23 protein-coding genes are annotated in these 25,828 nt (G+C 52.7%); 6 read left to right on the top strand and 17 right to left on the bottom strand.

Features of this window, described 5'->3' with window-relative positions; all coding sequences use genetic code 11:
- Position 1 precedes the first annotated feature (1 nt).
- The 3 genes from ACFO1S_RS14845 to ACFO1S_RS14855 form a co-directional block, all read right to left on the bottom strand.
- Entirely contained in the window at positions 2 to 766 is a 765-nt protein-coding gene (locus tag ACFO1S_RS14845) for an enoyl-CoA hydratase/isomerase family protein (protein ID WP_378127040.1), read from the bottom strand.
- Between the two features lie 61 nt (positions 767 to 827).
- Complete coding sequence (locus ACFO1S_RS14850) at positions 828 to 1,667, bottom strand: enoyl-CoA hydratase/isomerase family protein (RefSeq protein ID WP_204605446.1); 840 nt, start codon at positions 1,665 to 1,667, stop codon at positions 828 to 830.
- Positions 1,668 to 1,696: 29 nt separating this feature from the next.
- Positions 1,697 to 2,923: a M20 metallopeptidase family protein gene (locus tag ACFO1S_RS14855; protein WP_378127041.1), complete on the bottom strand. Its 1,227-nt coding sequence runs from the start codon at positions 2,921 to 2,923 to the stop codon at positions 1,697 to 1,699.
- 223 nt (positions 2,924 to 3,146) lie between these two features.
- Between ACFO1S_RS14855 and ACFO1S_RS14860 the strand changes: the two genes are divergently transcribed.
- The gene (locus tag ACFO1S_RS14860) at positions 3,147 to 4,460 is read left to right on the top strand and encodes a transcriptional regulator (RefSeq protein ID WP_204605448.1); all 1,314 of its coding nucleotides are present in this window, start codon (positions 3,147 to 3,149) and stop codon (positions 4,458 to 4,460) included.
- 1,723 nt (positions 4,461 to 6,183) lie between these two features.
- Here the strand turns inward: ACFO1S_RS14860 and ACFO1S_RS14865 are convergent.
- Positions 6,184 to 7,083 (bottom strand): tyrosine-type recombinase/integrase, encoded by a 900-nt coding sequence (locus ACFO1S_RS14865; protein ID WP_378127042.1) that lies wholly within the window; start codon positions 7,081 to 7,083, stop codon positions 6,184 to 6,186.
- Positions 7,084 to 7,445: 362 nt separating this feature from the next.
- Positions 7,446 to 7,943 carry a hypothetical protein gene (locus ACFO1S_RS14870; RefSeq protein WP_378127063.1) on the bottom strand — a complete coding sequence of 166 codons (498 nt, stop codon included), beginning with the start codon at positions 7,941 to 7,943 and terminating at the stop codon, positions 7,446 to 7,448.
- A gap of 488 nt (positions 7,944 to 8,431) precedes the next feature.
- On the opposite strand from ACFO1S_RS14870, the gene ACFO1S_RS14875 reads away from it, so the two are divergent.
- Positions 8,432 to 9,481 carry a LacI family DNA-binding transcriptional regulator gene (locus ACFO1S_RS14875; protein WP_204605452.1) on the top strand — a complete coding sequence of 350 codons (1,050 nt, stop codon included), beginning with the start codon at positions 8,432 to 8,434 and terminating at the stop codon, positions 9,479 to 9,481.
- 114 nt (positions 9,482 to 9,595) lie between these two features.
- The gene (locus tag ACFO1S_RS14880; protein WP_204605453.1) at positions 9,596 to 12,031 is read left to right on the top strand and encodes a glycoside hydrolase family 94 protein; all 2,436 of its coding nucleotides are present in this window, start codon (positions 9,596 to 9,598) and stop codon (positions 12,029 to 12,031) included.
- A gap of 203 nt (positions 12,032 to 12,234) precedes the next feature.
- On the opposite strand, the gene lpdA is transcribed toward ACFO1S_RS14880, so the two are convergent.
- Genes lpdA through pdhA form a run of 4 tightly spaced genes read right to left on the bottom strand, consistent with a single transcriptional unit; the run spans position 12,235 to position 17,118 of the window.
- Positions 12,235 to 13,656 carry a dihydrolipoyl dehydrogenase gene (gene lpdA / locus ACFO1S_RS14885; protein WP_204605454.1) on the bottom strand — a complete coding sequence of 474 codons (1,422 nt, stop codon included), beginning with the start codon at positions 13,654 to 13,656 and terminating at the stop codon, positions 12,235 to 12,237.
- A gap of 2 nt (positions 13,657 to 13,658) precedes the next feature.
- Positions 13,659 to 14,978, bottom strand: coding sequence for a dihydrolipoamide acetyltransferase family protein (locus ACFO1S_RS14890; RefSeq protein ID WP_204605455.1), 1,320 nt, complete (start codon positions 14,976 to 14,978; stop codon positions 13,659 to 13,661).
- A 16-nt stretch (positions 14,979 to 14,994) separates the two neighbouring features.
- Positions 14,995 to 15,972 (bottom strand): alpha-ketoacid dehydrogenase subunit beta, encoded by a 978-nt coding sequence (locus ACFO1S_RS14895; protein ID WP_204605456.1) that lies wholly within the window; start codon positions 15,970 to 15,972, stop codon positions 14,995 to 14,997.
- A 42-nt stretch (positions 15,973 to 16,014) separates the two neighbouring features.
- On the bottom strand, positions 16,015 to 17,118 hold the full coding sequence (gene pdhA / locus ACFO1S_RS14900) for a pyruvate dehydrogenase (acetyl-transferring) E1 component subunit alpha (RefSeq protein ID WP_204605457.1): 1,104 nt from the start codon (positions 17,116 to 17,118) through the stop codon (positions 16,015 to 16,017).
- 245 nt (positions 17,119 to 17,363) lie between these two features.
- Between pdhA and ACFO1S_RS14905 the strand changes: the two genes are divergently transcribed.
- The gene (locus ACFO1S_RS14905; protein ID WP_204605458.1) at positions 17,364 to 18,116 is read left to right on the top strand and encodes an alpha/beta hydrolase; all 753 of its coding nucleotides are present in this window, start codon (positions 17,364 to 17,366) and stop codon (positions 18,114 to 18,116) included.
- On the opposite strand, the gene ACFO1S_RS14910 is transcribed toward ACFO1S_RS14905, so the two are convergent.
- The 3 genes from ACFO1S_RS14910 to ACFO1S_RS14920 are packed head-to-tail and all read right to left on the bottom strand — an operon-like array spanning position 18,113 to position 19,751.
- On the bottom strand, positions 18,113 to 18,652 hold the full coding sequence (locus ACFO1S_RS14910; RefSeq protein WP_204605459.1) for a hypothetical protein: 540 nt from the start codon (positions 18,650 to 18,652) through the stop codon (positions 18,113 to 18,115). The genes ACFO1S_RS14905 and ACFO1S_RS14910 overlap by 4 nt on opposite strands.
- Positions 18,649 to 19,122: a low molecular weight protein-tyrosine-phosphatase gene (locus ACFO1S_RS14915; RefSeq protein ID WP_204605460.1), complete on the bottom strand. Its 474-nt coding sequence runs from the start codon at positions 19,120 to 19,122 to the stop codon at positions 18,649 to 18,651. The genes ACFO1S_RS14910 and ACFO1S_RS14915 overlap by 4 nt, the downstream gene beginning before the upstream one ends.
- On the bottom strand, positions 19,119 to 19,751 hold the full coding sequence (locus tag ACFO1S_RS14920) for a trimeric intracellular cation channel family protein (protein WP_204605461.1): 633 nt from the start codon (positions 19,749 to 19,751) through the stop codon (positions 19,119 to 19,121). The genes ACFO1S_RS14915 and ACFO1S_RS14920 overlap by 4 nt, the downstream gene beginning before the upstream one ends.
- Positions 19,752 to 19,912: 161 nt before the next feature.
- Here ACFO1S_RS14920 and ACFO1S_RS14925 point away from each other — a divergent pair, with 161 nt between their 5' ends.
- Positions 19,913 to 20,566: a thiamine diphosphokinase gene (locus ACFO1S_RS14925; protein WP_204605462.1), complete on the top strand. Its 654-nt coding sequence runs from the start codon at positions 19,913 to 19,915 to the stop codon at positions 20,564 to 20,566.
- On the opposite strand, the gene ACFO1S_RS14930 is transcribed toward ACFO1S_RS14925, so the two are convergent.
- Genes ACFO1S_RS14930 through ACFO1S_RS14940 form a run of 3 tightly spaced genes read right to left on the bottom strand, consistent with a single transcriptional unit; the run spans position 20,563 to position 22,681 of the window.
- Positions 20,563 to 21,336, bottom strand: coding sequence for an MBL fold metallo-hydrolase (locus ACFO1S_RS14930; protein WP_204605463.1), 774 nt, complete (start codon positions 21,334 to 21,336; stop codon positions 20,563 to 20,565). The genes ACFO1S_RS14925 and ACFO1S_RS14930 overlap by 4 nt on opposite strands.
- A 41-nt stretch (positions 21,337 to 21,377) precedes the next feature.
- On the bottom strand, positions 21,378 to 22,049 hold the full coding sequence (locus ACFO1S_RS14935; protein WP_204605464.1) for a GNAT family N-acetyltransferase: 672 nt from the start codon (positions 22,047 to 22,049) through the stop codon (positions 21,378 to 21,380).
- A gap of 2 nt (positions 22,050 to 22,051) precedes the next feature.
- A complete protein-coding gene (locus tag ACFO1S_RS14940; RefSeq protein ID WP_204605508.1) occupies positions 22,052 to 22,681 on the bottom strand; it encodes a GNAT family N-acetyltransferase in 630 nt (209 codons plus the stop codon).
- A gap of 342 nt (positions 22,682 to 23,023) precedes the next feature.
- Between ACFO1S_RS14940 and ACFO1S_RS14945 the strand changes: the two genes are divergently transcribed.
- Positions 23,024 to 23,509, top strand: a complete 486-nt coding sequence (locus ACFO1S_RS14945) for a C40 family peptidase (RefSeq protein ID WP_204605465.1) — start codon at positions 23,024 to 23,026, stop codon at positions 23,507 to 23,509.
- Positions 23,510 to 23,649: 140 nt separating this feature from the next.
- Here ACFO1S_RS14945 and ACFO1S_RS14950 read toward each other — a convergent pair whose 3' ends face one another.
- Together ACFO1S_RS14950 and ACFO1S_RS14955 are read right to left on the bottom strand one after the other, a co-directional pair.
- Positions 23,650 to 25,002: a sensor histidine kinase gene (locus tag ACFO1S_RS14950; protein ID WP_204605466.1), complete on the bottom strand. Its 1,353-nt coding sequence runs from the start codon at positions 25,000 to 25,002 to the stop codon at positions 23,650 to 23,652.
- Positions 24,999 to 25,697, bottom strand: coding sequence for a response regulator transcription factor (locus ACFO1S_RS14955; protein ID WP_204605467.1), 699 nt, complete (start codon positions 25,695 to 25,697; stop codon positions 24,999 to 25,001). Before ACFO1S_RS14955 ends, ACFO1S_RS14950 begins: the two co-directional genes overlap by 4 nt.
- Positions 25,698 to 25,828: the final 131 nt, after the last annotated feature.

The raw sequence follows: 25,828 nt of genomic DNA on the forward strand, positions 1-25,828 counted from the left end.
GCTATCGCCCATTCCTCTGAAAACGTTCCTTGAGCTTCATCAGCCGCTCATGAATTCCCTCTTCATCAATGGCCATGTCATACAATTGGTGAGTAAGCTGGAGACCCTGATCCTCTGCAAGAGCTTGTTTCCACGGGTGCGACACAATCGAATGAGTGAGATGTCTTACCGAGCGAGGGGCCTGAATAATGCTTTCTGCCAGCTCCCATGCCCGTGGAAGAAGCTGTTCACGAGGCAGCACCTCACTGACCAGACCGTGGTCTAATGCCTCTTGGGCAGTAATGTTCATCCCCGTGTATGCGTAGTATGCTGCTTTCTTACTTCCCAGTATCTTTTGAAGTGCCAGAACGATTCCATCTCCAGGCGGAACACCACCCAGATAATGGGCATCGAAGAACGCTGTGTCTTCCGCGCAAACGGTAATATCACAAAGCGTCCCCAACTGCCAATGTGAGCCCGTGCCATTGATCGCCCCAATTGTGGGGATGTCAAGGCAATGAATCATATTTTCAATCATTCTGAGCGATTCATGATACATTTCCAGCTTCCGGCGATTCGGCCAATCCATGAATTTGGCGGTCCAGACTTCAGGATTGCCTATTTGCCACAGCTCTCCTGTCCCTGTAAGGATCATGACCTCATTCTCAGGATCACGGCCAATATCTGACCATACATGACCATATGCTGCTTGGACCGGCCAGTCGAATTGTAAAGGTCCCTCGTTAGTGTGCATACGCACTTCGAGTATACCGCCGCGGCGAGTCATGAGGAATAAGTCCTTGTACTTCTCCGAGTACTCTTCGAACCGTGTAGGTCCCGTCGTCTTTCTATTGAACATCTTTGCCCATCAGGCGTCCCTGCATTTTCTTCAGCCGCTCCAGTGCTCCTTCTTCATCAATCGCCATGTCGTACATCTGGTGGGCAAGCTGGAACCCTTGATCACTGACCAGAGCCTGCTTCCATGGACGGGAGATAATGGAGTGAGACAGATGTCTCGTTGAACGCGGTGCCTGCATGATCATCTCCGCGAGCTCCCAAGCGCGGGGAAGAAGCTGCTCACGGGGCAGGACTTCACTAACGATACCCAAGTCCAAGGCGGTTTGACCATTGATTTTCTTGCCGGTGTATGCGTAGTAGGCTGCTTTTTTGAAACCGATCATGCTCTGCAGTGTGAGCAGCATTCCATCTCCCGGAGGCGTGCCTCCCAGATAATGCGGATCAAAAAAGTCTGCGTCTTCTGTACAAATGGTAATATCACAGAGCGTTGCGAGTTCACAGTGCGTTCCCGGACCGTTGACAGCCCCGATGGTCGGAATGTCGATGCAGAAGATCAGATTTTCAAGCAGTCTCAGTGATTCATGATACTGTTCGAGCTTCTTTTGCTTCGGCCAATCCATAAATTTCGTATTCCAGACCTCCGGGTCCCCGATTACCCATTTATCCCCTGTTCCAGAAATAATCATGACTTCGTTCTCTGGGTCACGGCCAATATCTGACCAGGCATGGGACCATGCCGTATGGGCTTCCCAGTTATGCTTGTACGGTCCTCCGTCCGTGTGAAGCCGCACTTCAATGATTCCGTCACGGCGGGTCATTAACAGGAATTCCTTGTATTTCTCCGAGTACTCTTCAAATTTGGTGGGTCCAATCATACGTCTCTCTGTCATTTTAATTCCTCCTAAGTTTGGTTTAGAAATTATCTATTACTTTCAAGCCAATCTCTGGCGAAAGCAGCGTAAGCCGCAGCCCCTCTATGAAGCACTTCATCCGAGAACATCGTCTTTGGATGGTGTACAGGGTAACTATAGCCTTCCTCGATATTGCCTGCGTTAAGGAACACTGTGGTACTTGGCACCGCCTGTGAGACAAATGCGAAGTCTTCTGATCCCATCAATTTACCACCGGGTACCAGTTGGGTTATACCGATGAAGGAACTCGCGCCAAAAGTGTTTGCAATCGTCGTTCTCATTTGCCGGTTCAGCCCGCTGTCTGTTTTCACCTCAGGACATCCCCTGGTATAGATCACCTCCACCTTTGCCTGAAAAGTTTCTCCAATGCCTGCAGAAATGTCGTGGATGCGGGTTTCCATTTTATCCCTCAATGCGGCGTTAAATGTGCGTACACTGCCTTTCATTCTGGCCGTATCGGGAATCACATTGTTTGTACTTCCGCCCTCCATCACTCCAATAGTAAGAACTGCATTATCAATTGGCGAAATTTCACGGCTAAGGATACCCTGCAGTGCCAAATGAAGATGAGCAGCCACATTTAAGGGGTCCACTGCGGAATCAGGCATCGCTCCATGTGAGCCCCTTCCGCGGATGATGATTTCGAACCAATCCGAAGAAGCTGAAATCGCTCCTCTGGCCTCAGGCACTACAAATTGCCCAGTAGGAATTGGCATTCCGGTCAACACGTGGAGCATCATGGCTGAATCCACCTTAGGATTGTCAAGAATCCCATTCTCAAGCATCATCTTTGCCCCGTTCAAAGTCTCTTCACCCGGCTGAAACACAAGCTTAACCATCCCACGAAGCTGCCCTTCGCTGGCTTTCAGGATCTCCGCAGCTCCGAGCAGCATGGAAGTATGCAAGTCATGACCGCATGCATGCATGTTTCCATTCAACGAGGCAAAAGAAAGCTCCGTTTCTTCTTGAATGGGTAGCCCATCCATATCCGCACGGATCAGAATCACCTTCCCGGCATGTTGTCCGCCGATCGTAACCGTTAGCCCTGATTCTCCTACGAGAGTGGGCTTAAGCCCCATCGACTCTAACGCCTCTTTTACGTATGCAGTTGTCCTGGGTAAACTTAAATCAAGTTCCGGAACCGCATGAAGATGATGCCTGTACATAGCCAATTTGTCCTGCAGCTGATGGGCCATGCTCAAAAAGTCTCCAGCTTCTTTAATCACAATGAACATCTCCCAAAGCACAAATTGAATGAACGTAAGAACAGGGTAAACATTCCCCCTTCATATTTTAAGACATTTTAAGAACAACTCGATCGTACTTTCAAATCCATTCGTTGTCAAGATGAATTAAGACATTTTAAGAACATTATTTCAGAGACTGCCGAAACATTGTAATATCACATTTATTGTGATATAACTCTTTTGATTGAACTGTTAATGAAAGGAATCTATCATGAAAATCAAGCTGGGTATTATCACGCCTGAGACTCATATGGACTATTTCCGCGCCATTGAAGAAGAAATGCGGCCACTATGTCAGTTCCGGTTTCTTACAATCAGCAATTTCCGGGAAACAACAGACATCTATCTCAAAAACCTGGATTCGGTGGATGGATTTGTGATTAGCGGCAGGATGCTTTACGAGTCCATCGATAAGGAAAGCCTGGATGACAAGGTGCCTGTTCACATTTTGCAGGATGATGAGAACCTGCTGTACAGGGAGCTTTTCCGGCTGCTGGTTACAGAACCTGGGCTGGATATTTCTCGGATCTATGTGGATTATGCGTATATCATCGAGTCTTTCAGCGAATTCCAGCAATACCTGACTCATGAGGGCAAGCCCATTGACAGTGGAAATCTGCTCGAACGGGTGGAGACAATGCTGGAGAACCATATCACTCTGTGGGAAGACGAGAAAATAGACCTGTCCATCACTGCGTTCGGCCATTTTGTCCCGGAACTGCAAAAGCACGGAGTCAGATATATCTTAATCCGCCCCACCTTGGAGAACGTCAAAGAGACCATAAGCGAGATCATCAACGAAATTACCATCCTCAAGCTTAAGAACCAGAGGGCAGTTGTTGCATGCTTATCGGCCATAACAGAGCAGCCACCCTCTGAAGAGCAGCTTCATGAGCTAAAAGTCCTTGTCGGCAGGTTTCTGCACAGCATGAATCTGGCAGACACGGCCCAAATTTCAGAAGGCTTTGTCAGACTGTACACTACCTACGGAAATTTCATGAGGATCACCTCTAACGCGCATAACTGCACCCTGCTGGAATATCTGGAAGAGCGCATAAGCGACAATGTGAAAATTGGGTGGGGCTCGGGGCATGAATATTTTCAAGCGAACGTCAACGCTACCAAAGCTCACAGACAGGCGGAGGCCTTTACGGGCAGTTGCAGCTTTTTTATAGACGAGAATCAGAAGGTTGTCGGCCCCATGCGGAGCATGAATGTCATCCAGTTCTCCGAACAGGGGGACCCAGAAATCATTGCGTTAGCCAAAAGGATCGGAATCAACAACATCAATTTGCAAAAAATTATGTCCTATGCAGAAATCATGAGAACCAATAAATTATCCTCTGAGGATGTTGCCGAGTGCCTGTCCATGACCGTCAGAGGTGCAAACCGTATCCTTAACAAAATTGAAGAAAGTAAGTACGTGCAAACGGTATTTGAAAAACGGGACAACAGTAAAGGGCGACCCCAAAAATACTACGAACTGTTGTTTCTCGACAAAGAAGGGCGGAAATTAAGTAGATGACACGCATTGTTTCGTTTACCGTCCGTTTTGACTTTAAATTAATAGAAAAAACTTTTTGCGCTTGATTTACCAACTGTACTTGCTCAAAAACAGTTCCATAACTCCCACTTTATTTCACCAAACCCGTGCTTCATCACATTCAGCACTTCGTAGATGGCATGCTTTCTCTTGGATTTTCGGGTACCTTAACCGATATCCATCGGGAAAGCTTGAAGGATCGAAATCGCAGAACCTTGAGTCATTTCTTAGCTCACGGAAGCTGGGATGAACAGGTCCTTCAACGCATTGTTCAACAAGTAGCCTTTCAGCAAATCAAGGCGGCTGCTCTGCGAGAACTTGACCCGATGTTTGTGATTCTGGACGATACCGTGTGCTAAAAAAACCAAGCCTTCGTCACAGGCATCGCACACGATTCAAGGAGCTTCCTTTCAGCATTCCCATCTCAAGGGCCAGAACGTGTATGGGCATGCCATTTTTCAAACGCTGCTCCATTCAGGTGATCAGGTGTATCCATTTGGTACGGAACGTTACGATCCAGAAGGAAAGAGCAAGATTACCTTAGCTTGCGAAATGTTTCAAGCCGTCCCTGAGTCTACTTGCCCCACTTATGTGTTGATGGATTCGTGGTATCCTTCGTCTTCGGTGCTTCAAACGAGTGCAAAACGAGGCTTTCATGTCATTAGCAGGTTGAAAACAAACCGTATTTTCTACCCAAAAAGCTTTCGGCAATCACTAAAAGGCTTTGCTTCCTACGTTTCGAAACGGGATACCGATTTGGTGACCATCGGCTCCTCCGCTTACCGCGTGTATCGCTATGAAGGAAGCTTAATCTCTTGTAGAATTCCGTTGTTCTGCTGTGCTGGGAAGAAGGTTGTGGCTTTGATCCGAAACACATGAAAGCTTTTCTAAGCACCGATGTTTCCCTAACCAGCGAAGAAATAAAGCACGCCTATGGGAGAGTATCTGCAATATCTCTTCGAGCAGTTGCCCCAGCTTGCCGATCCCAAAGATCCGGATCTGCTGGACAAACTGCTTCCGTGGTCGGCGTCATTGCCGCTGTTTAAAAACTAAGCTACGAGAACCAGCCCTCATCTTGTACATAAGATGGGGGCTGGTTGACGCTTCCCCTTGTTTCTGTATGGCCCCAATGGGATGCATCGCATTTTCTTAGCGGGAAATGGCAGCATTGTACATCATCATGTGATAAATCTTCGTCGAGGCATCTCGGGGAGAATCTCGATTCTCTTGCTTGCACATATGCCACAGCTCCAGAATATCCGATTCTAACTGATTGGTCTCACGAACAGAATATCTCCCCGGCTCATGTTACATACGGAGTTCCCTCTAAACGAAAAACGCCGGAACCGGCAAAGTAGATCATGCATTGCATGGTTGGATAACATGGACCAAACAATCGTGTGTTGAGAATGCGAACCGCAGATGTACAAGGATAACGACAAATGAACTTCCCCTTTATTATTGAAAAATCAGGATAGCAGTATAGAGTGGACAAAAGCCAAGGCAGACTGGTATGACCTAACGATCGCCCGGGAAGACGAATTCTTCGGGAAAGGTGGTCACCGAATGAACTCTGACCAATATAAGCTTGAGCGTAAATGGTGGTGACGAACGGGAAAAGCAAGCGGACCTTCGTGTTTTTCAGGCTCGCTTGCTTTTCCGAAGGTAAGGTACAATTTCACCTCCCTGTGCAACAACCCCCTTTTCAATCCAATAATTTCCCCTTATACAATCGCCTCACGGGCGACGACTTCGCATGCTTGGACCGCATCTCAGGCCGCCAAAGATTAACATATTTCTTGACCATGTCCTGCGAGGTATGGCCTAAAATATCCTGCAGGCTGTAGGGATCGCCTTCATTCATAATATACAACTTGGCAAAGGTATGCCGGAGTGTATGTGGGCTGGAGCGTACGTCCTTAATCCCCGCGGCTTCTCCATACTTGCGAATAGCGGCTTGAACAGATCGTATCCCGAGCGAATGTCCATCCAAAGTGATGAAAAGGTGCAGTGATGGCACATCTCCCCTTGCTTTGATATACCGAATTATCAACTTACGGACATCGTCACAAAATGGAATATCCCGCGGCTTCCGGCTCTTCCCGATGACCCCAAGCAATTGACTCTCCTTCACATCTACCTGGTTTATTTTAAGCTTGGTCAGTTCTCCCACCCGCAGTCCACAATCTAAGATCAGGGACAGCATGACGAAATCACGGAAGCCGGTGAAGGTCTGCTGATCAGGTTGTTGCAGCAGTCCAATAACCTGCTCCTCTGAAAATGAAGCGATTGTTGGCCGATGTCCTTTTCGCAACTTCAGATGCTCAGCCGGATTATACGCGATCCAACCTTCATCCGATAAGAACTGAAAAAATCGTTTAATGGCTTTGATTCGGTTATTGATCGTATTGAGCTTGTATCCCTTTTTTTCGACCATCACCATAATAAATTGATTTCGCAAGAAATCTGTTGAAACCTCATATACCTCGGCTTCTATCTCCTGCTCTTGCAAAATGCGTCGGTAACAAGTCAAGCTGCTCCGTTCAAATTTCACCGTGTGCTCGCTTGAAGTTTCCGCGCGGCGGGCTTGCAGAAAAAGATTCACCGCCTCTTCCCATGTTAGACGGTATCCGGAATGCGAAAAGGATACTCCATCATATAGTTCATTGCTTCTCCGTTTAAACGTATTGGGGAATCGCAGTTGATCAAAATGGGGAATTTGTCGTGATTAAATACACCCCCACTAACGATATGCAATTGCAGCCAACGTTCTTGTATACAACGTCCAACTCCCTAACCCCCCACGGGGCGGCCTCGACTAGGGAGTTGGATGTGTCTGGTTGATTCCGCTTCCCTGCATTGAGTTAACTTCAGTCGAATCTTCTTCAACTTCTGCCGGAGCGAGGGGCAACGCCCCGATGCGTGAATATGGTGCTTATGTGCTGTTGCCACTACCCTGAATCAGCATTAACTTTTAACCTGCTGTGTATTCCCTAATATTCTCTTACCTACATGTTCATTAATAATACTTTGCCCTTCAACTGAATTGAGAAACTCTCTTACTTCATTATTAATTGTCCTTGCTTTATTATATGAAGATGACTGCGCTCTTTCGGTTTTAAAACCGATTAGAGTTATCGCAATGCCTAAACTAATTAATGTGAATGCATCGCTCAATGCATTGACTTCTTTGACAGAAATATTGATCTTTAGATTAGGTAATACAATTATTGCCATCACCCCACATCCAAGAAATATAGAACGTAAGTATATTAAAACTTTATTTAACTTTATCCCCTTCTTTACTGCTATGCCTTCGATAATAAATTCTAATAAGTCATACAGTATAAGAAAGAATGCTGCAATTGAAACATAAAACAACCACTTTCCAGTAGCATTAATAAATGGTGTTAGTCTTAGAACTGATAAAACAATAAAACCAACCCCAACTGCTTTTGTGAACATTGTAGTCAAGATTTGTTCCCCTATTTCTAAGATCTTTGTCAATGCACATAACTTTTATCTACGCACATCGTCTGACGACAATACATTTGGCAGCTTCCGCTCCATTTTTGATCGTACAACGTTAACGCCTCATCCTCTGCACAAACTCATCATCAATACGCTCCATTTTCACCATTAACGAGATCCCATCCCTTTTACCTACAAAAACATGAATATTCTCCCATCGCCTCTCAGTATACCAAAATTATCAATAGCTAACATAGAAAAAGAGACCCTACGTATGCCTACAAACAAACGTAAGATCTCCGCCCGCGCCTCGAACTGCTCCACTGCTAGCTGTCCCATCATCCTTCTGTCACCCAATTAACAATGGACATGACTTCTATATATAACGACTTCGTGAACATTATAGGAAATGCTTGCACAGAGGTTGGCTTTATTTTACAATCAAACTGTAAACGCGCGTTCACAAAACTGAAGGAGGCATTATGCGTAGCGAAGATATTGCAAAGCTGGCAGGCGTTTCGCGCAGCACGGTCTCCCGGGTGATCAACAATTACCCCAACGTGCCGCCTACAACGCGGGACAAAGTGCTCAAGGTCATTGAGCAGCACCAGTACCAGCCTAATTCCTATGCGAGAGCTTTAGCCGGCAAAGGAACAAACACCATCGGTTTGTTCGTGGTCAGCACAGCGGAGAAAACAGCCGGTAATCGCATCTACCAGAACAATTATTTTGCGCCTTTTGTGGAATCCGTGGTGGATACCGCCAACTCGCTTGGCTATTATGTGCTGATTCACACGCTGTACGCCCTGGAGGATTACCAGAAGGTCAAGCAGGCTTGCCTGCAAAAAAGGATCGACGGGGCAATCATGGTAGGCACCCGCAAGCAAGTCGAAGTCATCCGGGAACTGGTCAGCCTGGAAGCCCCGATCGTCCTGATCGACTACGACATCGGCGAGATTATCGGTAATCGTTTGGATCGGAGCAACGTATCCGTCATTAATTCCAAAGATTACGACGGGGCGGTCGAAGCGGTCGAGCATCTGATTACGTTAGGTCACCGAAAAATCGGCATGATCAACGGCTCGGTGAATACGTTTTCCGGCTCCGAGCGTTATAAAGCCTATGAATCTGTCCTGCAGAGCCACGGCCTTCCCATTGAGCCTCATTACATTTTGAACGGGGAATTCCTCAAGCAAAACGCGTATCATGAGGTCAAGGGCCTATTGGCGTCGGGACAGGAGCTGCCCACCGCTTTTTTCACGGCGAACGACGACATGGCAGCCGCGGCCTACGAGGCGTTCAAAGAATTCGGCTTCTCGATTCCCAATGATATTTCCATCGTCGGATTCGACGACGGCCCCATCGCCACGCAGCTTGCTCCCAAGCTCACCACTGTCCAGGTGCCGATTTACGACATGTCCAAGGAAGCGGTACATAAGGTGGTCGCCCTGTGCGAACAAACCGTCACCGCCTTCAGCACGGTCAGCTTTCCCGCCCCGCTTATCGTGCGGGATTCCTGTAGACAGCTGTAACCGGCTAATTCGAGCCTTCATCTCCGTCCGGACCAGCGGACTTCACGATGAAGAGCTTCCTTCACGCTTTTGTGAACGCGCGTTTATAAATCATGTTAAAGGAGAAGTATACTTATGAAATTTGGTCACTTTGATGATGCTCGCAAGGAATACGTCATTAATACGCCTAAAACGCCTTACCCCTGGATTAACTACCTCGGCTCGGAGCAGTTTTTCGGCCTGGTGTCGAACACCGGCGGCGGCTATTGCTTCTATCGGGACGCGAGGCTGAGACGCTTAACCCGTTACCGCTACAACAATATCCCCCTCGACAACGGCGGACGCTATTATTATATTCATGATCAAGGCGATTACTGGACGCCGGGCTGGATGCCCGTCAAGCGCGATCTAGATTTCTACGAATGCCGGCATGGACTGGGTTACACATCGATTACGGGTGAGCGTAACGGTCTTCGCGTCAAGCAGCTTCAATTCGTCCCTCTCGGCTTTACCGGCGAGGTTCATCAACTGACCGTTTCCAACGTATCGAACGCTCCGAAAGAAGCGAAGCTTTTCTCCTTTATCGAGTTCTGCCTGTGGAACGCCAACGACGACATGACCAACTTCCAGCGCAACCTGAGCACGGGCGAGGTAGAGGTCAAAGGCTCCGTCATTTATCATAAAACCGAATATCGCGAGCGTCGCGACCACTATGCGTTTTTCTCCGTCAATACGGACATCGACGGCTTCGACACCGACCGCGACAGCTTCCTGGGCGCCTATAACGGCCTGGATACGCCTGCGGTCGTAGCGGAAGGCAACTCCGGGAATTCGGTAGCCAGCGGCTGGTCGCCGATCGCCTCCCACGGCATCAACATTTCCCTCCAGCCGGGAGAGGAAAAAACGTTTGTCTTCGTGCTGGGCTACGTGGAAAACCCGGAGGAAGAAAAGTGGGAATCGCCTGGTATCATCAACAAAACGAGAGCGCAAGCGATGATCGACCAATTCACTACCGACGAAGGCGTGAACCAAGCAATGGCGGAGCTCGCCTCCTATTGGGACGGCTTGCTGTCCAAATACACGCTGAAGGGGCCGGACGACAAGTTGAATCGGATGGTCAACATCTGGAATCCGTATCAATGCATGGTTACGTTCAACATGTCCCGTTCCGCCTCCTACTTCGAATCCGGCATTGGGCGCGGCATGGGCTTCCGCGACTCCAACCAGGATCTGCTGGGCTTTGTCCACCAAATCCCGGAGAGAGCGCGCGAGCGCATCATCGACATCGCCTCTACCCAATTCGAGGATGGAAGCGCCTATCACCAATACCAGCCACTGACCAAAAAAGGCAACAACGAGGTCGGCAGCGGCTTTAACGACGATCCGCTCTGGCTGATTCTCGGCACAGCCGCCTATATTAAAGAAAGCGGAGACTACAGCATTCTGGACGAACAAGTGCCGTTCGACAGCAACCCGGACAACACGGCTACGCTGTTTGAGCATTTGAAGCGTTCCTTCTTCCACGTCATCCACAATCTGGGGCCGCATGGTCTTCCGTTGATCGGACGCGCCGACTGGAACGACTGCCTCAACCTGAACTGCTTCTCCAAGGAGCCGGGCGAAAGCTTCCAGACGACTGCGAATATCGAAGGACGCGTAGCGGAATCCGTCTTCATCGCCGGACTGTTCGTGTTCGTAGGTCCGGATTACGTGGAGCTGTGCAAGCGCCGCGGGCTTCACCAGGAGGCCGAGGAAGCACAGGCGCACATCGAAACGATGAGAAAAACGACGCTGGAGCACGGCTTCGACGGCGACTGGTTCCTGCGCGCTTACGACCACTACGGCAACAAAATCGGAAGCAAGGAAAACGAGGAAGGCAAAATCTTCATCGAGCCGCAAGGCTTCTGCGTCATGGCCGGCATCGGCGTCGAGGAAGGTCTTGCTGCCAAAGCGCTGAAATCGGTCGAGGAGCATCTGGAGACGGATTACGGCATTATTTTGCAGACGCCTCCGTATTCCAAATATTATCTCAACCTGGGCGAAATTTCGTCCTACCCGCCGGGCTACAAGGAAAACGCGGGCATTTTCTGCCACAACAATCCGTGGGTTATGATCGCGGAAACCGTGCTGGGCAACGGGGATCGCGCGTTCGAGCTGTATCGCAAGATCGCTCCGGCTTACCTGGAGGAAATCAGCGAAATCCACCGCATGGAGCCGTACGTCTATGCCCAAATGATTGCCGGACGGGACGCGGTGCACCATGGCGAGGCCAAAAACTCCTGGCTGACGGGAACGGCGGCTTGGAACTACATCGCTATCACGCAGTCCATTCTCGGCATTCAGGCGGACTTCGACGGCTTGCGGATCGATCCGTGCATACCGAAGGATTGGAACGGCTTCTCCATTGTCCGCGAATTCCGCGGCAATACGTTCAGCATCACGATTTCCAACCCGAACGGCGTGTCCAAAGGCGTAGCTTCTCTCACAGTAGACGGAAAAGCTCTGGAAGGCCATACGATTCCGGTATCCGGCAGCGGCGGCAGCTATCAGGTCGAGGTCGTATTGGGTTAAAGCACTTTTAAGCACAGAAAGGCATTATCAGCGGGTTATACTCTTTTGCGGTATATCCCCTGGTAATGCCTTTTTTCTATAAATGGCTTGCTGATAAAAAACAGCACGACTCCCCTGACTACTGCGCCATGCCCTTTTCGAGAAAGCAGAAAGGGTATGGCAATGTCAGAAGAGTCGTGCCTTTATTTATGCCTTGCCTCTAATTAAGCTTTAGGCGCCAGCGTATGAATCGGGTGGCCCATCGCCAGCTCTGCCGTATCCATCGTGATCTCGCCCAAAGTCGGGTGAGCGTGGATCGTCAGCGCGATATCCTCGATCGTCGCGCCCATCTCGATAGCCAGACCGAGCTCGGCGATCATGTTGGACGCTTCAACGCCCGCGATTTGCGCGCCGAGTACGAGACCCGTATCCGCGTCATGGATAAGCTTCATGAAGCCGTCGGCTCCGTTCAGGGTAACGGCACGGCCATTGCCGCCGAACGGGAACTTGCTGGACTTCGCGTTGTGCCCCTTCTCCTTCGCTTCCTTCTCCGTGTAGCCGACGCTTGCGCATTCGGGATCGGAGAACGCCACGGCGGGAATGCACTTGTAATCGACTTTGGACGGCAGTCCCGCAATCGCTTCAGCCGCAACCTTCGCTTCATAGGAAGCCTTGTGAGCCAGCGCCGCTCCGGGAACGATGTCGCCGATCGCGAAGATATGTTTGATGTTCGTACGGCATTGCTCGTCAACCTCGATCAGACCGCGCTCGCCTACGTTCACGCCGATCAGATCCAGTCCGAGCTCGCCGTCCGTGTTCGGACGACGTCCAACCGTTACCAGCAAGTAATCGGCCGTAACCGACTTCTGCTCGCCGCCGACCTCATACGTCACCGTAACTTCTTTATCCGATTGCTCTGCGCCCTTGGCGAGAGCGCCGTTGACGATCTCGACGCCGGATTTCTTCAATTTCTTCACGACGAGCTGGCTCATATCCTTGTCGAAGCCGGGGAGAATCGTATCCGCGCCTTCCAACACCGTAACCTTCGTGCCGAACTTCGCGTACATTTGGCCCAGCTCGATTCCGATATAGCCGCCGCCGATAACGACCAAGCTCTTCGGCAGCTCAGGCAAGGACAGCGCTTCTGTCGAAGACAGAATGCGTCCGCCGAACGGGAAGGGCTTCAGCTCGATCGGGCGGGAGCCGGTGGCGATGATACAATTCTTGAAGCGGTAGCGCGGAGCTTCCTGATCGTTGAACAAGCGAGCCTCGTTCTCGTTAATGAACATGACTTCGCCGTTGAACATCTGCACCTTGTTCGCCTTCAGAAGCATCTCTACGCCGCCGGTCATTTTGTTAACGACGGAAGATTTATACTCCTGCACCTTGCCGAAGTCCACGCCGATGTTCTCGGCAGACAAGCCGAAGTCTGCGGCATGCTGCATCGACTCGTAGTGGTGCGCCGCGTTGATCAACGCCTTCGAAGGGATACAGCCGACGTTTAAGCAGACGCCGCCGAATTTTCCCTTGTCGGCAATAATAACCTTCTGGCCCAGCTGAGCGGCGCGAATAGCCGCTACGTAACCGCCAGGACCTGCACCGATAATGAGCAGATCGATATCTAAAGAAGCATCTCCTACGACCATGATTATACCTCCATGACAAGCAGTTCTGGATCGTTAAGCAGCTGCTTGATGTAGTTTAGGAAATTTTGCGCCGTAGCGCCGTCGACAATGCGATGATCGAAGCTCAGAGACAAGGCCATAACCGGAGCGGCGACGATTTCGCCGTTCTTGACGACCGCTTTTTCCGAGATGCGGCCTGTGCCCAGGATCGCAACTTCCGGGAAATTGATGACCGGCGTGAAGAACATGCCGCCGGCGGAGCCGATATTCGTGATCGAAATCGTGCTGCCTTTCAGCTCGTTCGCGCCCAGCTTGCCGTCGCGTCCGCGCGTGGCAAGATCGCGAATTTCGCCTGCGATGCTCCAGATGTTCTTGCGATCCGCATCGAAGACAACCGGAACGATCAGGCCGTTGTCCGTATCTGTCGCGATACCGATGTTGTAGTACTTCTTGTACACGATTTCGTTAGCCGCTTCGTCGATCGTGGCGTTCATGACCGGGAATTCGCGGCAAGCAGCGACGAGAGCCTTGACGATAAACGGAAGATACGTCAGCTTGACGCCTTTCTTCTCCGCTACCGGCTTCGCTTTCGAGCGGAGTGCGACGAGCCCGGATACGTCCACTTCGTCCATCAGCGTGACGTGCGGAGCCGTATAAACGGACTTCACCATCGCATTCGCAATCGCCTTGCGGATACCCTTGAACGGAACGCGCTCCTCGACGCCAGGGCCGCTTACGGAAGCTGCCGCTTTCGGTGCGGAAGCCGCAGGAGCGGCTGCAGGAGCGGACTCGGAAACCTCCGCCTTCGGAGCAGCGCCGCCCGAAGCGTGCGCCAGCACGTCATCGCGAGTGACCTTGCCGTTCTTGCCGCTGCCGGATACTTCGCCAATCGCAATGCCCTTCTCGCGGGCAAGCTTGCGAACGCTAGGCGTAGCCAGCACGGTAGCGTTGGAAGCCGGCTGGGCTGCTGCCGCCGTTGCTCCGGCAGCTTGCTCTGTCGCAGGCGCCTGAGCGGGCTCGCCCTTCGTATCGGCTCCGCCCGTTGCGCTGTTGTCGCCCGAGGCATGGCCTTCTGCCGCCGGACCTTGATCCGGCACGTCTCCCTCGGCTTCGATAATCGCCACGATTTCGCCGACGTGCATGACTTGTCCATCCTTGGCGCGCACTTCTACCACTTTGCCGTTTACCGGGCAAGGCACTTCTACGATCGCTTTGTCATTCTGAACTTCCATAATAATGTCATCGTCCGTTACCGTCTGTCCCGGCGCGATGAGCACTTTAACGATTTCGCCTTCATGCATCCCTTCGCCGAGCTCAGGGAACCGATATTCGAATCTCGTCATCTGGAACCCTCCCCAATTAAAACTCTAGCACTTGATTGGCGGTTTTAACGATGCGCGCCGCCGACGGCAGCCAAGCGTCCTCGATCTGCGCGAACGGATAGACCGTATCCGGACCTGCGCAGCGAAGCACGGGCGCTTCCAAGTGCAGAATTGCTTTTTCGTTGATTTGTGCAATGATTTCTGCGGCTGCGCCGGAAGTTTTCTGCGCTTCCTGAACGACAATCGCACGGTTCGTCTTCTGGATGGAGGCGACGATCGTATCGATATCCAGCGGCAGCAGCGTGCGAAGATCGATAACTTCGGCAGAGACGCCGTTCTTCTCCAGCTCTTCCGCGGCTTTAACCGCCGTATGCACCATCAGGCCATAAGCGATAATGGTAATGTCCTTGCCTTCGCGAACGATGTTCGCCTTGCCGATCGGCACGGTATAGTCGCCTTCCGGCACTTCCGCGCGGAACGCGCGATACAGGTTAAGATGCTCCATGAAGAACACCGGATCGTTGTCGCGGATCGCCGAGATCAGCAGACCTTTCGCATCGTAAGGATTAGAAGGTACGATAACCTTGATCCCCGGCGTTTGAATGGCCAGTCCTTCGAGCGAATCCGTATGCAGCTCCGCCGCTTTAACGCCGCCGCCGAACGGCGTGCGGAATACGATTGGAGAATGATAACGGCCGCCGGAACGGTAACGCATGCGGGCGGCTTGTACGAACATTTGGTCAAGCGCCTCATAGATAAAGCCTACGAATTGAATTTCCGCGATCGGCCGGAAACCCTGGGTTCCGAGCCCTACCGCAAGTCCGCCGATTGCCGATTCGGCCAGCGGAGTATCGAATACCCGCTGCTCGCCGAATTCGCCCTGAAGACCTTCCGTCGCGCGAAATACGCCGCCTACCTTACCGACGTCTTCCCCGAAAACAAGCACGTTCGGATCGCGCGCGAGCTCTACGCGCATCGCATCCCGGATCGCGTCGATCATTGTCATTTGCGCCATGCTGTTTACTCCCCCGTCCTTATGATTACAACCGTTAACGTATTATTGGAACTCCGACTTCTGCTCTTCCAGATGCGGCGGAGTTTGCTCGAACATCGAATCGATCAAGCCGGCAACCGTCATTTTTTCCGTTTGCTCCGCTTTCTTGATGTGCTCGTTAACCGCGGCTTTCGCTTCTTCCTTCACGCGCGCCGTGTCCTCTTCCGTCCACAGGCCCTTCTTCGCAAGGAACTTGCCGAAGCGAACGATCGGATCCTTCTCGCTCCACAGCTGCTCTTCGTCTTTGGTCCGATATTTGGTTGCGTCATCGGCCATCGAGTGAGGACGGAAGCGGTACGTTAGTCCCTCGATGAGCGTTGCGCCGCCGCCGTTGCGTCCAATCTCGGCGGCTTCCTGTACGGCGGAGATGACGGCCAATACGTCCATGCCGTCGACTTGAACGCCGCGAATCCCCGCTGCCAGAGCCTTGTGCGAGATCGACTGGGCAGCCGTTTGCTTGGCATAAGGCGTCGTAATCGCATAGCCGTTGTTTTGCACGAAATAAATGACCGGCAACTGGAAAGCGCCCGCGAAGTTCAAGCCCTCGTAGAAATCGCCCTCGGAAGAGCCGCCGTCGCCCGTATAAGTAATCGCAACCCGCTTCTCGCCCTTCAGCTTGAAGCCCATCGCGATGCCGGTAGCATGCAGGATTTGCGCGCCGATAATGATTTGCGGCATCAATACGTTAACGCCTTCCGGAATCTGGCCGCCGTGCTGATGGCCGCGAGAGTACAGAAACGCCTGATACAGCGGCAGTCCGTGCCATACCAATTGCGGCATGTCGCGGTAGCCCGGGCAGACGAAATCTTCCTTGATCAGAGCGTACTCGCTTCCGACCATCGTCGCCTCTTGACCCGATACGGGAGCGTAGAAGCCGAGGCGTCCTTGACGTCCAAGGTTCACCGCGCGATCATCCCAAGTGCGCGTGAACACCATGCGGTACATAATTTCTTTTAACTGATCGTCCGACAATTTTGGCATATGCTCCGGATTGATAACTTCGCCTTCCAGAGACAATACTTGCAACGGAGTCACATCTTCTGAATGGACTACGTGGGGCTGAGCGCCGGATTTAACCTCCGGAGCTTCCGTGGATACTTTACTCATTAGGTTCACCTCATCTTTGATTGTGGAAGAGGGCTTTCTGTTATAGAATTATTATATCCCTGTTTAAGTGATTTGGTCAAAGAAAAAGTCGCAAAATCCTTAATATATATGGCTTTTCTGAAAAACACACGTATATAACAGGATGATGATTTTTATGTAACAGTGTAATACAAGATGCGCCGGAGGCCTTCATTTGGTTTGCCCATGGCCGTCATTTCCCATACCTGTCAAGGAGGTTTGTCCCCATGAGCGACAATCCGCTGTTCAAGAGAACGATCCATAAGCATGAAGTTCCGAGTCGATATTTGCCGGAAGAGAACCGCTCCATCCGCATTTATTTGCCACCGGGCTACCAGCCGTGGATGAGCTATCCCGTCGTGTATTGTCAGGATGGAGAAGAATTTTTCAATTTCGGAAGAATTGCCACCCATGCCCAGAGGCTCATTCTCGAAGAAGACTGGGAGCCCTTCATTATTGTCGGCGTAGATGTCAATATCAAGCTCCGCAGTGCCGAGTACACGCCGGACGGCTCGCGCTATTCGGTGTATACCCGCTTTTTCGCGGAGGAACTCATCCCGTGGGTCGAGTCCCAATATTCCGTGCGCGACATGCCTGAGCACCGCTTGCTGGCGGGCGATTCGCTCGGCGGCGCCGTATCCGTCTCTCTGGCGCTTACCTACCCTCATCTGTTCAATCGAATCGTCTCTCTCTCGGGCGCGTTCTACGATGTCTACATCGAGCAAATCCAGCAGGCCTCTTCTCTTGAGCGCTTAAGCCTATGGATGATCGTGGGACTTCAGGAAGCGGAATACGCCACGGATCGGGGAACTTTCGATTTCGTAGCCTTGAATCGCGAGGCGGCGAAACGGCTTGAGGACAAAGGGGCAAAGGTTCGCTATCAGGAACGCGACGGGGAGCACAAATGGGGATTCTGGCAACAGGTGCTGCCGGAAGCGCTGGGGGCGTTCCTGGGACCGGCCCCGCTTAAGCTCGATTAATCCGAGCCTTCAGGGCCTTCTCCGTCCAGATGGCGGTCAATCCTATCAAGCAGGCGCCTTACGTTCTCCGCGTCGAGGGCGCCGCGCTTGCGGAACGCGAGCAGCTGGCTGCGAATGAACGCTTCCGTCTCCCTGCTGCGCTCCTCTTCCGTGGTTCCGCTCGGGTCATACCATACGAATCCGCCGCTTGGACCGTTTCTCAAGTACGTCCGCTTCCAGTCGCTCGGATATTCGTAGAGCGAAGCGCCCAGCGCCAGCGCGATTACATCGTCATGCTCCAGCGGCAGCAGATGATGGTACTCCTCCTCCGCTCCCCCTCCCGCGACATTCAGGTGATACACGGCAAAATGCAAGAAGTGGTCTCCCGTATCCCGATCCTTGACGATCCGGTACATTTCCTGATCCGATTGGCTTAAGACCTTAACGGCTTCAATTCGCCGCGTGAGCTCCTCCTGCGTCGCAAAACCCATGTGCCGGAAGGAGAGCGGCAAGGACGCGGAAGGAGAGCTATCTCGTCCTTCCGGGGGCTCGTTCATTCGCCCAGCCTCCCTTTGATTCGCGCCAGCAGCTTCTCGCATCCGGCCTGGACGAGCTCGTATACCTCGTCGAAATTTCCGGAGTAGTAAGGATCCGGCACATCCTCGATGCCCCTCTCGGGCAGCAGCGTCAGAAACCGGATGATCTCGGCCCGCTGCGGCGAACCCAGCTTTTCGCGAATGTCCCGTTCATTCTTCGTATCCATGGCGACGATCAGATCGAAGCCGGAGCCGTCCTGATTGGACAGCTGTCTTGCCTTCATTCCGCTATAGGAGATCCCGTATCGGTCGAGCAGCTCGCGAGTTCCCTCGTGAGGAGGGCGGCCGATGTGCCAGTCGCCCGTACCCGCCGAATCCACCGTGATCGCGTCCTCCAAACCTTCCCTTGCCAGCAGATTGCGGAATACCGCCTCGGCCATCGGCGAGCGGCAGATATTGCCCAGACAGACGAATAATACCGAATAACTCATGACTGACCTCCAGACGATGCGCGCAGCGAGCGGCGCGGCAATTTCCATTTATAATGAACCGACAGCATGCGGAACAGAACAACGAGCAGGAACAAGACGAACAGCCCCCAAGGCTGCTTCAGATCGGCTAGGCCGATGGCGAACCCCGCTCCCAGCGCCCATACGGCGTAGATTTCATCTCGCAGGACAAGCGGCTTGCGGCCGGCCATGATATCGCGAATCATCCCGCCCCCGATGCCGGTCAGCATCGCCGCAACCATAACCGCGCTTAACGGGAGGTTCGCCTTGACCGCGAACAGCGCGCCCTGAATGGCAAATGCCGAAAGACCGATCGCATCGAAGAAGGCCTCGCTTCTTTTCCAATGATGGATCCACGTCACCGGCAGCAGGAATACGATCAGAATAGCAATGCCCGCTGTTTTCAGAAATAATCCCTGACTCCAGAGAGTCGTTACGGGAACCCCGATCAACAGATTACGAATAACCCCGCCGCCGAACGCGGTCACAAGACCGAGGACAAACACGCCGAGAATATCGTACTCTTCTTCCATGGCTACGATGGCGCCGCTCACCGCGAAGGCAATCGTACCGATAAGACTGAAAATGTGAAAAACGTCGTCTAATTCCAACTCTGGCTCTCCTCCATAAGCTACTGTTCATTGACACCGACCAGACGCGGGTCGATTCGATTCGCTCACTTATTGTAGCGGCAAGCTCGTCTGTTCCGCAACGGTCATTTTCCCGCTATACTAAATAAGAACTAGCCACAACACGAATCTGGAGGAACATCATGCCGCACCGCAATCTTGCCCGCGCTTTCATTGTCACGGGGGGCCTGCTCGGGGAATGGGCACTGGCGCATTTAAGGGAAGACGACTACGTGATCGGCGCAGACCGCGGAGCCGAATTTCTCGTCTGCCACGGTCTTAAGCCCGATCTCGCCCTGGGAGATTTCGACTCCGTCGCAGCCGACCAAATGCAGGCCATAGCACGAATCGCTAAGCAGCTGCTGACTTGCGATGCCCTGGACAAGGATTGGACCGACACCGAGCTGGCGCTGCGAGAAGCAATCTCCCGAGGCTTTAAGGAGATTGTGATCGTCGGGGCGCTTGGCACTCGTTTCGATCATGGCTTGGCTAATGTCCATCTGCTGCGTCAAGCCCACGAGCAAGGCTGCGCTCTGACCTTGATCGACGAGCATAACGAAATCCGGCTATGCGCCGACCGCCTGCCTCTGATCGCCGATTCCCGCTACCCGTACGTTTCCCTCCTGCCGTTAACGCTTGAAGTAACGGGGGTCGACTTAGAAGGGTTCCGCTACCCGCTCCATGACGCGACCTTGAAGCTGGGATGGTCGCTCGGGGTCAGCAACGTGCTGGATTCCGACTCCGGGATCATTTCCATCCGAGAGGGAATGCTGCTTGTGATCCGCAGCCGGGATTAAAGCGACAGGCTCAGGCCGCTCGCCGCCAGCGCCACGTTCGACGGCAAGCCGTAATCCTTGCGCACATCGATGTCGTGCGACAGATGCGTGAAGATCGTTCGCTCCGGCTTCGTCTCGCGTGCGAGCTCCAGCCCCTCGCTTACATCGTACACCGAGCGCGTCTCCATCGCGAAGGGCTCGACGGCGAAGCTTGTTCCCAGGACCAGGAGGGACAAGCCAAAAAGGGGGGCTTTCTGCTCCCCCGTCAGTTGAATCGCATCCGAGCAGTAAGCCCAGTCCCCTCTTCCCTGCCTGTTCTCGAAACGATAGGCATAGGAATAACCGTTCTTCCCGTGATTGACCCGCCAAGGCACGATCCGCCAGCCGCCGTAGGTCATTCCCTCGTCATTGGCGATCATCGACAGCTGCTTCCCGATCCATGGAAATCGGGCCTCAATCTCCCCGATCACTTCACGCGGCGCATACAGCTTGCCGCTTCGCTCCTGCCAACGGCATGCGTCCGCCCACTCCGTCAACCCGCCGATATGATCGAAATGCGCATGCGTAATCAATGCCTGGGAGACGGAGCGCATTCCGCGCGCTTCCATCTGCTCTCGCCAATCCGGCCCGCAATCGAGCAGCAGCGGAGCCTGATCCTCCTCCTCCAGCAGCACCGACGGACGCAAGCGCCGATTCGCCCCTGTAGTCCTGGCCTCCTCGCAAACCACGCAATCGCAATACACTCTCGGCGTTCCCATCGAGTCTCCGTTTCCTAAAAACGTTATGCGCATGACGCAGCCCCTTGTCGCATTTTCCGTCCGGCGTTCAGTCCTTACAAAGGCAGAAGCTCGATTTCTTCCCGCTCCTCCAGCTGCGCGATCATGTCGAGCCATTCCTTCGGCTTGTTCGGCAGCGCCTCATAATATTGCTTGAGAAACTGAACAACTAGCGAAGCCGGCAACGACCGGCTCGAATCGTCAGCAGGGAAAAAGCCTAAATCCAGCTCCGTCACCGCTTTGCCTTCATGATCCCAGGAAGGATGCACATAGACGATATCCAGCTTCTGATAGCCGATATGCGACAGAACCTCGCGCCGCACAGCCGGATGCATCGGGAGAACGTTGCCGAACTTCAAGGCGGATACGGCATGGGGACGATAGATTTCCGCGAACATGCCGCGCGAGACCGTGCCGCTTTCCTTTTCCAGCCGCTGCAAGTCGCGCGATCTCTCCAAATACAGAAACCGTCCGATTCCCAGGCCCATCGCACCGATAATCGTAAAGTCGGTCATCGCCACCCTCAGCTCGGGATAATAGCGATATTCCGTAGCTCCGACGACCGCACCGTTATTCACGGCGACATAGACATGAATGTCCGGATCGGCAATCGGCTCTCTCCACAGCTCGAACTCCAGCACTTCCTCCGGAGGGAAGATCGACTTCATCAGCTGGTGCATTTCTGCAAATTTAGGGTCTTCTATTGATCTAACGCGAACGTATTCCATATTTATCTCTCCACCTTAAAAGGATTTCGCCATTCCATCAGAACCGCGTAATTCAAAGATTGCTCATCTTCCACATATTCGGAAGCAATTCCGGCCGGCTGCCTGCCGCAGCGCAGCATGAACGAAATAACCGGGTCGAAAAGCTCTCCCGTCAGCACCCGCTCGACATACTCCTGAGGCGTATTGCGTTCGGAATGCGCCTGATAGCCGGGCATTCTCCCCCCTCCGAGCAGGCGTCTGCAGCCCAGATGCACGACCGTCTCGTACATCGATTGCAGCAGCCATTTTCCAATCCCTAGCTTTCTGTATTCGGGAGCGACGCACAGATCCACCACATATACCGTATCGCCATTCGGCTCATGGTTCCTAATATAGCCGTTATCGGTTACAGACGCCCAGCTATGGGCCTCTCCTTCATTCAGCGTAACACGCAGCGAGGTCATGGAGCCGACGATCCGTCCCTGAAGCTCTGCGCATAAGGCGCCGTCGGGAAATCTCGTCACATGCTCGAGCAATTGCTCCCGGCTCCACCAAAGCTCGGAAGGAAAAGGCGGAGGAAAGCATGCCTCCTGCAAAGCGATTAAGTTCGCGAAGTCCCCCCTCTCATAGTTGCGGATCACTAACGGAAGCATTCGGTGTCCGTCCGATACCGTTAATTGCTTGTACACGCCCTCACCCCCAGCTTCATTAGCGGACAAGCCTAATAGCCCCGCACGCTCCACTCCCTATAGTAAAGGAAGTCTTCGACATGGGGCAAGCCAAATTCCATCCAATTGCGACTGCTGCGCTCACACTAACCATTCATGCGCCGAAATAGGAATACCATGAGAGAATTCTCATGTTTTTCTAAGAATGCAGGACAAAGCGCTCGCAGGCCCCATGTTCTCCTCTCCTTGGAAAACCTTAGGGAAGCAAGCGTCTGATATACTCAGTCTCGTAGCAGCAAGAATCACGGATCAAATGGAGGTAACAATATGAGCAGCAAGCGTACATTCGCCCGCGTAGCGGTAAGCGTCTGTCTGTCCGCCGCTATCGGCTTTGCAAGTTTTGCATGGCGACAAGCTCCTGAAGCGTCGGCAGCGACCAAGGCAGACAAAATCATATCCCTGGGAAGCAAATATCTCGGTGTCAAATATCGGTTTGGAGCGCCGTCCGGCTCGACTTCGGCATTCGACTGCTCCAGCTTTACGCAATACATCTATGGAAAGTACGGCATCAAGCTGCCGCGCGTATCCAGCACCCAAGCCACGAAAGGCTACAAGGTAGCCAAAAGCAATCTTAAGCGCGGCGATCTCGTCTTCTTCACGACCGCGAGAACCGGCAAGAAAATCGGCCACGTAGGCGTGTACGTAGGCAACAACCGGATGCTTCACACTTACGGCGCGCCTGGCGTCATGTATTCTTCGATTAACAGCGGCTACTGGAAATCTCACTACGTCACCGCCAGACGCGTCCTTTAGGTGATCGCTTTCAAAGTTATTGACGCTTTGCAGACGCGCAAGGTTACACCTGCAAACGCGATTTTAATTAGCAAATGTTAGAAAAGAGAAGCCTCCGGTACGGCAGCAACCGTATCAGAGGCTTCTTCTTTGTCTTCCGGTCAGATTTTGCGCGGCAACTGGATCGACACCGTCGTGCCGTTGCCGGGTTTGCTGTACACCTCGACGCTGCCCTCGTGGACGTCAATGATCTTCTTCGCGATCGACAAGCCCAGCCCGCTGCCTCCGGTTGTCCGATGGCGAGCCTCGTCTACCCGGTAGAAGCGCTGGAACATGTGGGGAATATCGGCCTCCGACACCCCGATTCCATAGTCGGTGACCTCCAGCTTGATCCCGTTCTTCTGGTTGCGAATGCGTACGTCAATCGGCTCTTTGCTATATTTAAGCGCATTATCGATGAGGATGAGCAGCAGCTGGCGGATTTTTTCCTTGTCGCCCCGCATGTACACCGAGGTATTGCCGGCATGCACGCGAATATCGCGCTCGAACGTCTTGCCGAGAACGTCGGACAGCTCACGAACGACACTCGTGACGTCGAATCTGGAGATGTCCAGCCAATTGTCCTGCTCGGCCTCCGCCAGAGTGAGCATCGAGCGAATCAGATTCTGCATGCGCTCGCTTTCCTTCGAGATCGCTTCGATCGCTTCGTCCCGAACCTCGGCGTTATCCCTGCCCCAACGCTTCAGCATGTCCGCATAGCTGGAAATGACCGTTAAGGGCGTCTTCAGCTCGTGGGAAGCATCGGCGACAAAGTGCTTCTGGCTTTCCATCGTGCGGTCCAGACGATCGATCATCTGATTGAACGCCCTCACCATCTGCTGAAGCTCTACCGATTCTTCGCGGCCGTTGAGCTTGACCCGATACAGCTTCCCGCTGCGATCGATCTCCCGCATCGTCTGTACCATCTGTCCGATCGGACCGGTTAGTCTCGATGTAAACCAATACGTGCCGAAGATCGCGAAGACGATCGCGCCGATGCTCGTTACCGTCAGCGCCCCGACGAGGATTTGGAGGTAGCTGTCGAGCACCGTCAAGCGACGGGCGGCCTCCACTGTGCCGATCATGCGTCCTTGATCGAAAAACGGCATAGACAAATAAAGCACGCGCTGGCCGTTGATCTGCTTCGTTTCGGATTGGCTGAAGACCTGCGTCTGGGACGGAATCGACAGCAGCTCCTCGTCGGTGCCGACGCGATTCACGATCTGATCGCCGGTGACGATTCTCATCATCTCGTTGTAATTGTACAGATCGCTCAGCAGCTTCGGATCGTCGAAGCCCTGCATCCCCCGCTTGCGAAGCGATTCAATGACCAGATCCGCCTTGTTCGTAAGCAGTTGAAGCTCGCCCCGCGTCGTAACCCGAATGACGAAGAAATAGACGAAAATATTATACAAAATCAAAATAAAGATGAGCCAAAATACCGTAAATAGCGTAAATCTCGATCTGAGGGTCATGCATCGGGCTCCTTCAGCATATAACCGACTCCGCGCACCGTGTGCAGCAGCTTATGGCGATAGCCCTTGTCCATCTTCTGCCTCAGATATCGGATATAGACGTCCACGACGTTCGTATCTCCGATATACTCATAGCCCCACACATCGGATAATATCTCGTCCCTGGTTTTCTCCTCGTTCTTGTGACGCGCCAGGTAAAGCAGCAATTCGAACTCCCTCGGCGTCAGGTCAATCGAATGATCCTTCCTGTATACCTTGCGAGTGAGCAGCTCGATGGATAGATCGCCGATCTTCAGCACGTCCTCGTTCTCGCCTTCGCGGGACGCCTTGAAAATTCTCAGCAGGTTCCTGACCCGAGCCAGCAATTCTTCCATCGCAAACGGCTTCGTGATGTAGTCGTTCGCGCCGTGCTCGAAGCCGCTTACCTTATCGGGCACGGTGTCTCTGGCCGTAATCAGAATAACCGGGACAGCCCCGTCGTTCTGACGAAGCCGACGAAGCACCTCGATTCCGTTCAACTCCGGCAGCATGACGTCCAGCAGCACCAGATCCCATTCGCCGGACACGGCCATCTCCAGTCCCTTGCGGCCGTCCGAGGCCCGGCCTACGCCGTAGCCCTCATGCTCAAGCTCAAGCTGCAGTATTCTTGCAATCGAATCCTCGTCCTCGATAATCAATATATTTTCATTGTTCATTTTTCTTCACCTCATACCGGGGACAGGTCTTCCTGCGGTCGCCGCTAACGGTTCAGCCGCTCTGCAGGCATGTCCAGTTCTCCCCTAAGTGTAACTCCGTTCGCCTCCTCTATTGTACCATGAGTGTCAAA

Source organism: Cohnella boryungensis, assembly GCF_042651945.1.
In the GTDB taxonomy this organism is placed as follows: domain Bacteria; phylum Bacillota; class Bacilli; order Paenibacillales; family Paenibacillaceae; genus Cohnella; species Cohnella boryungensis.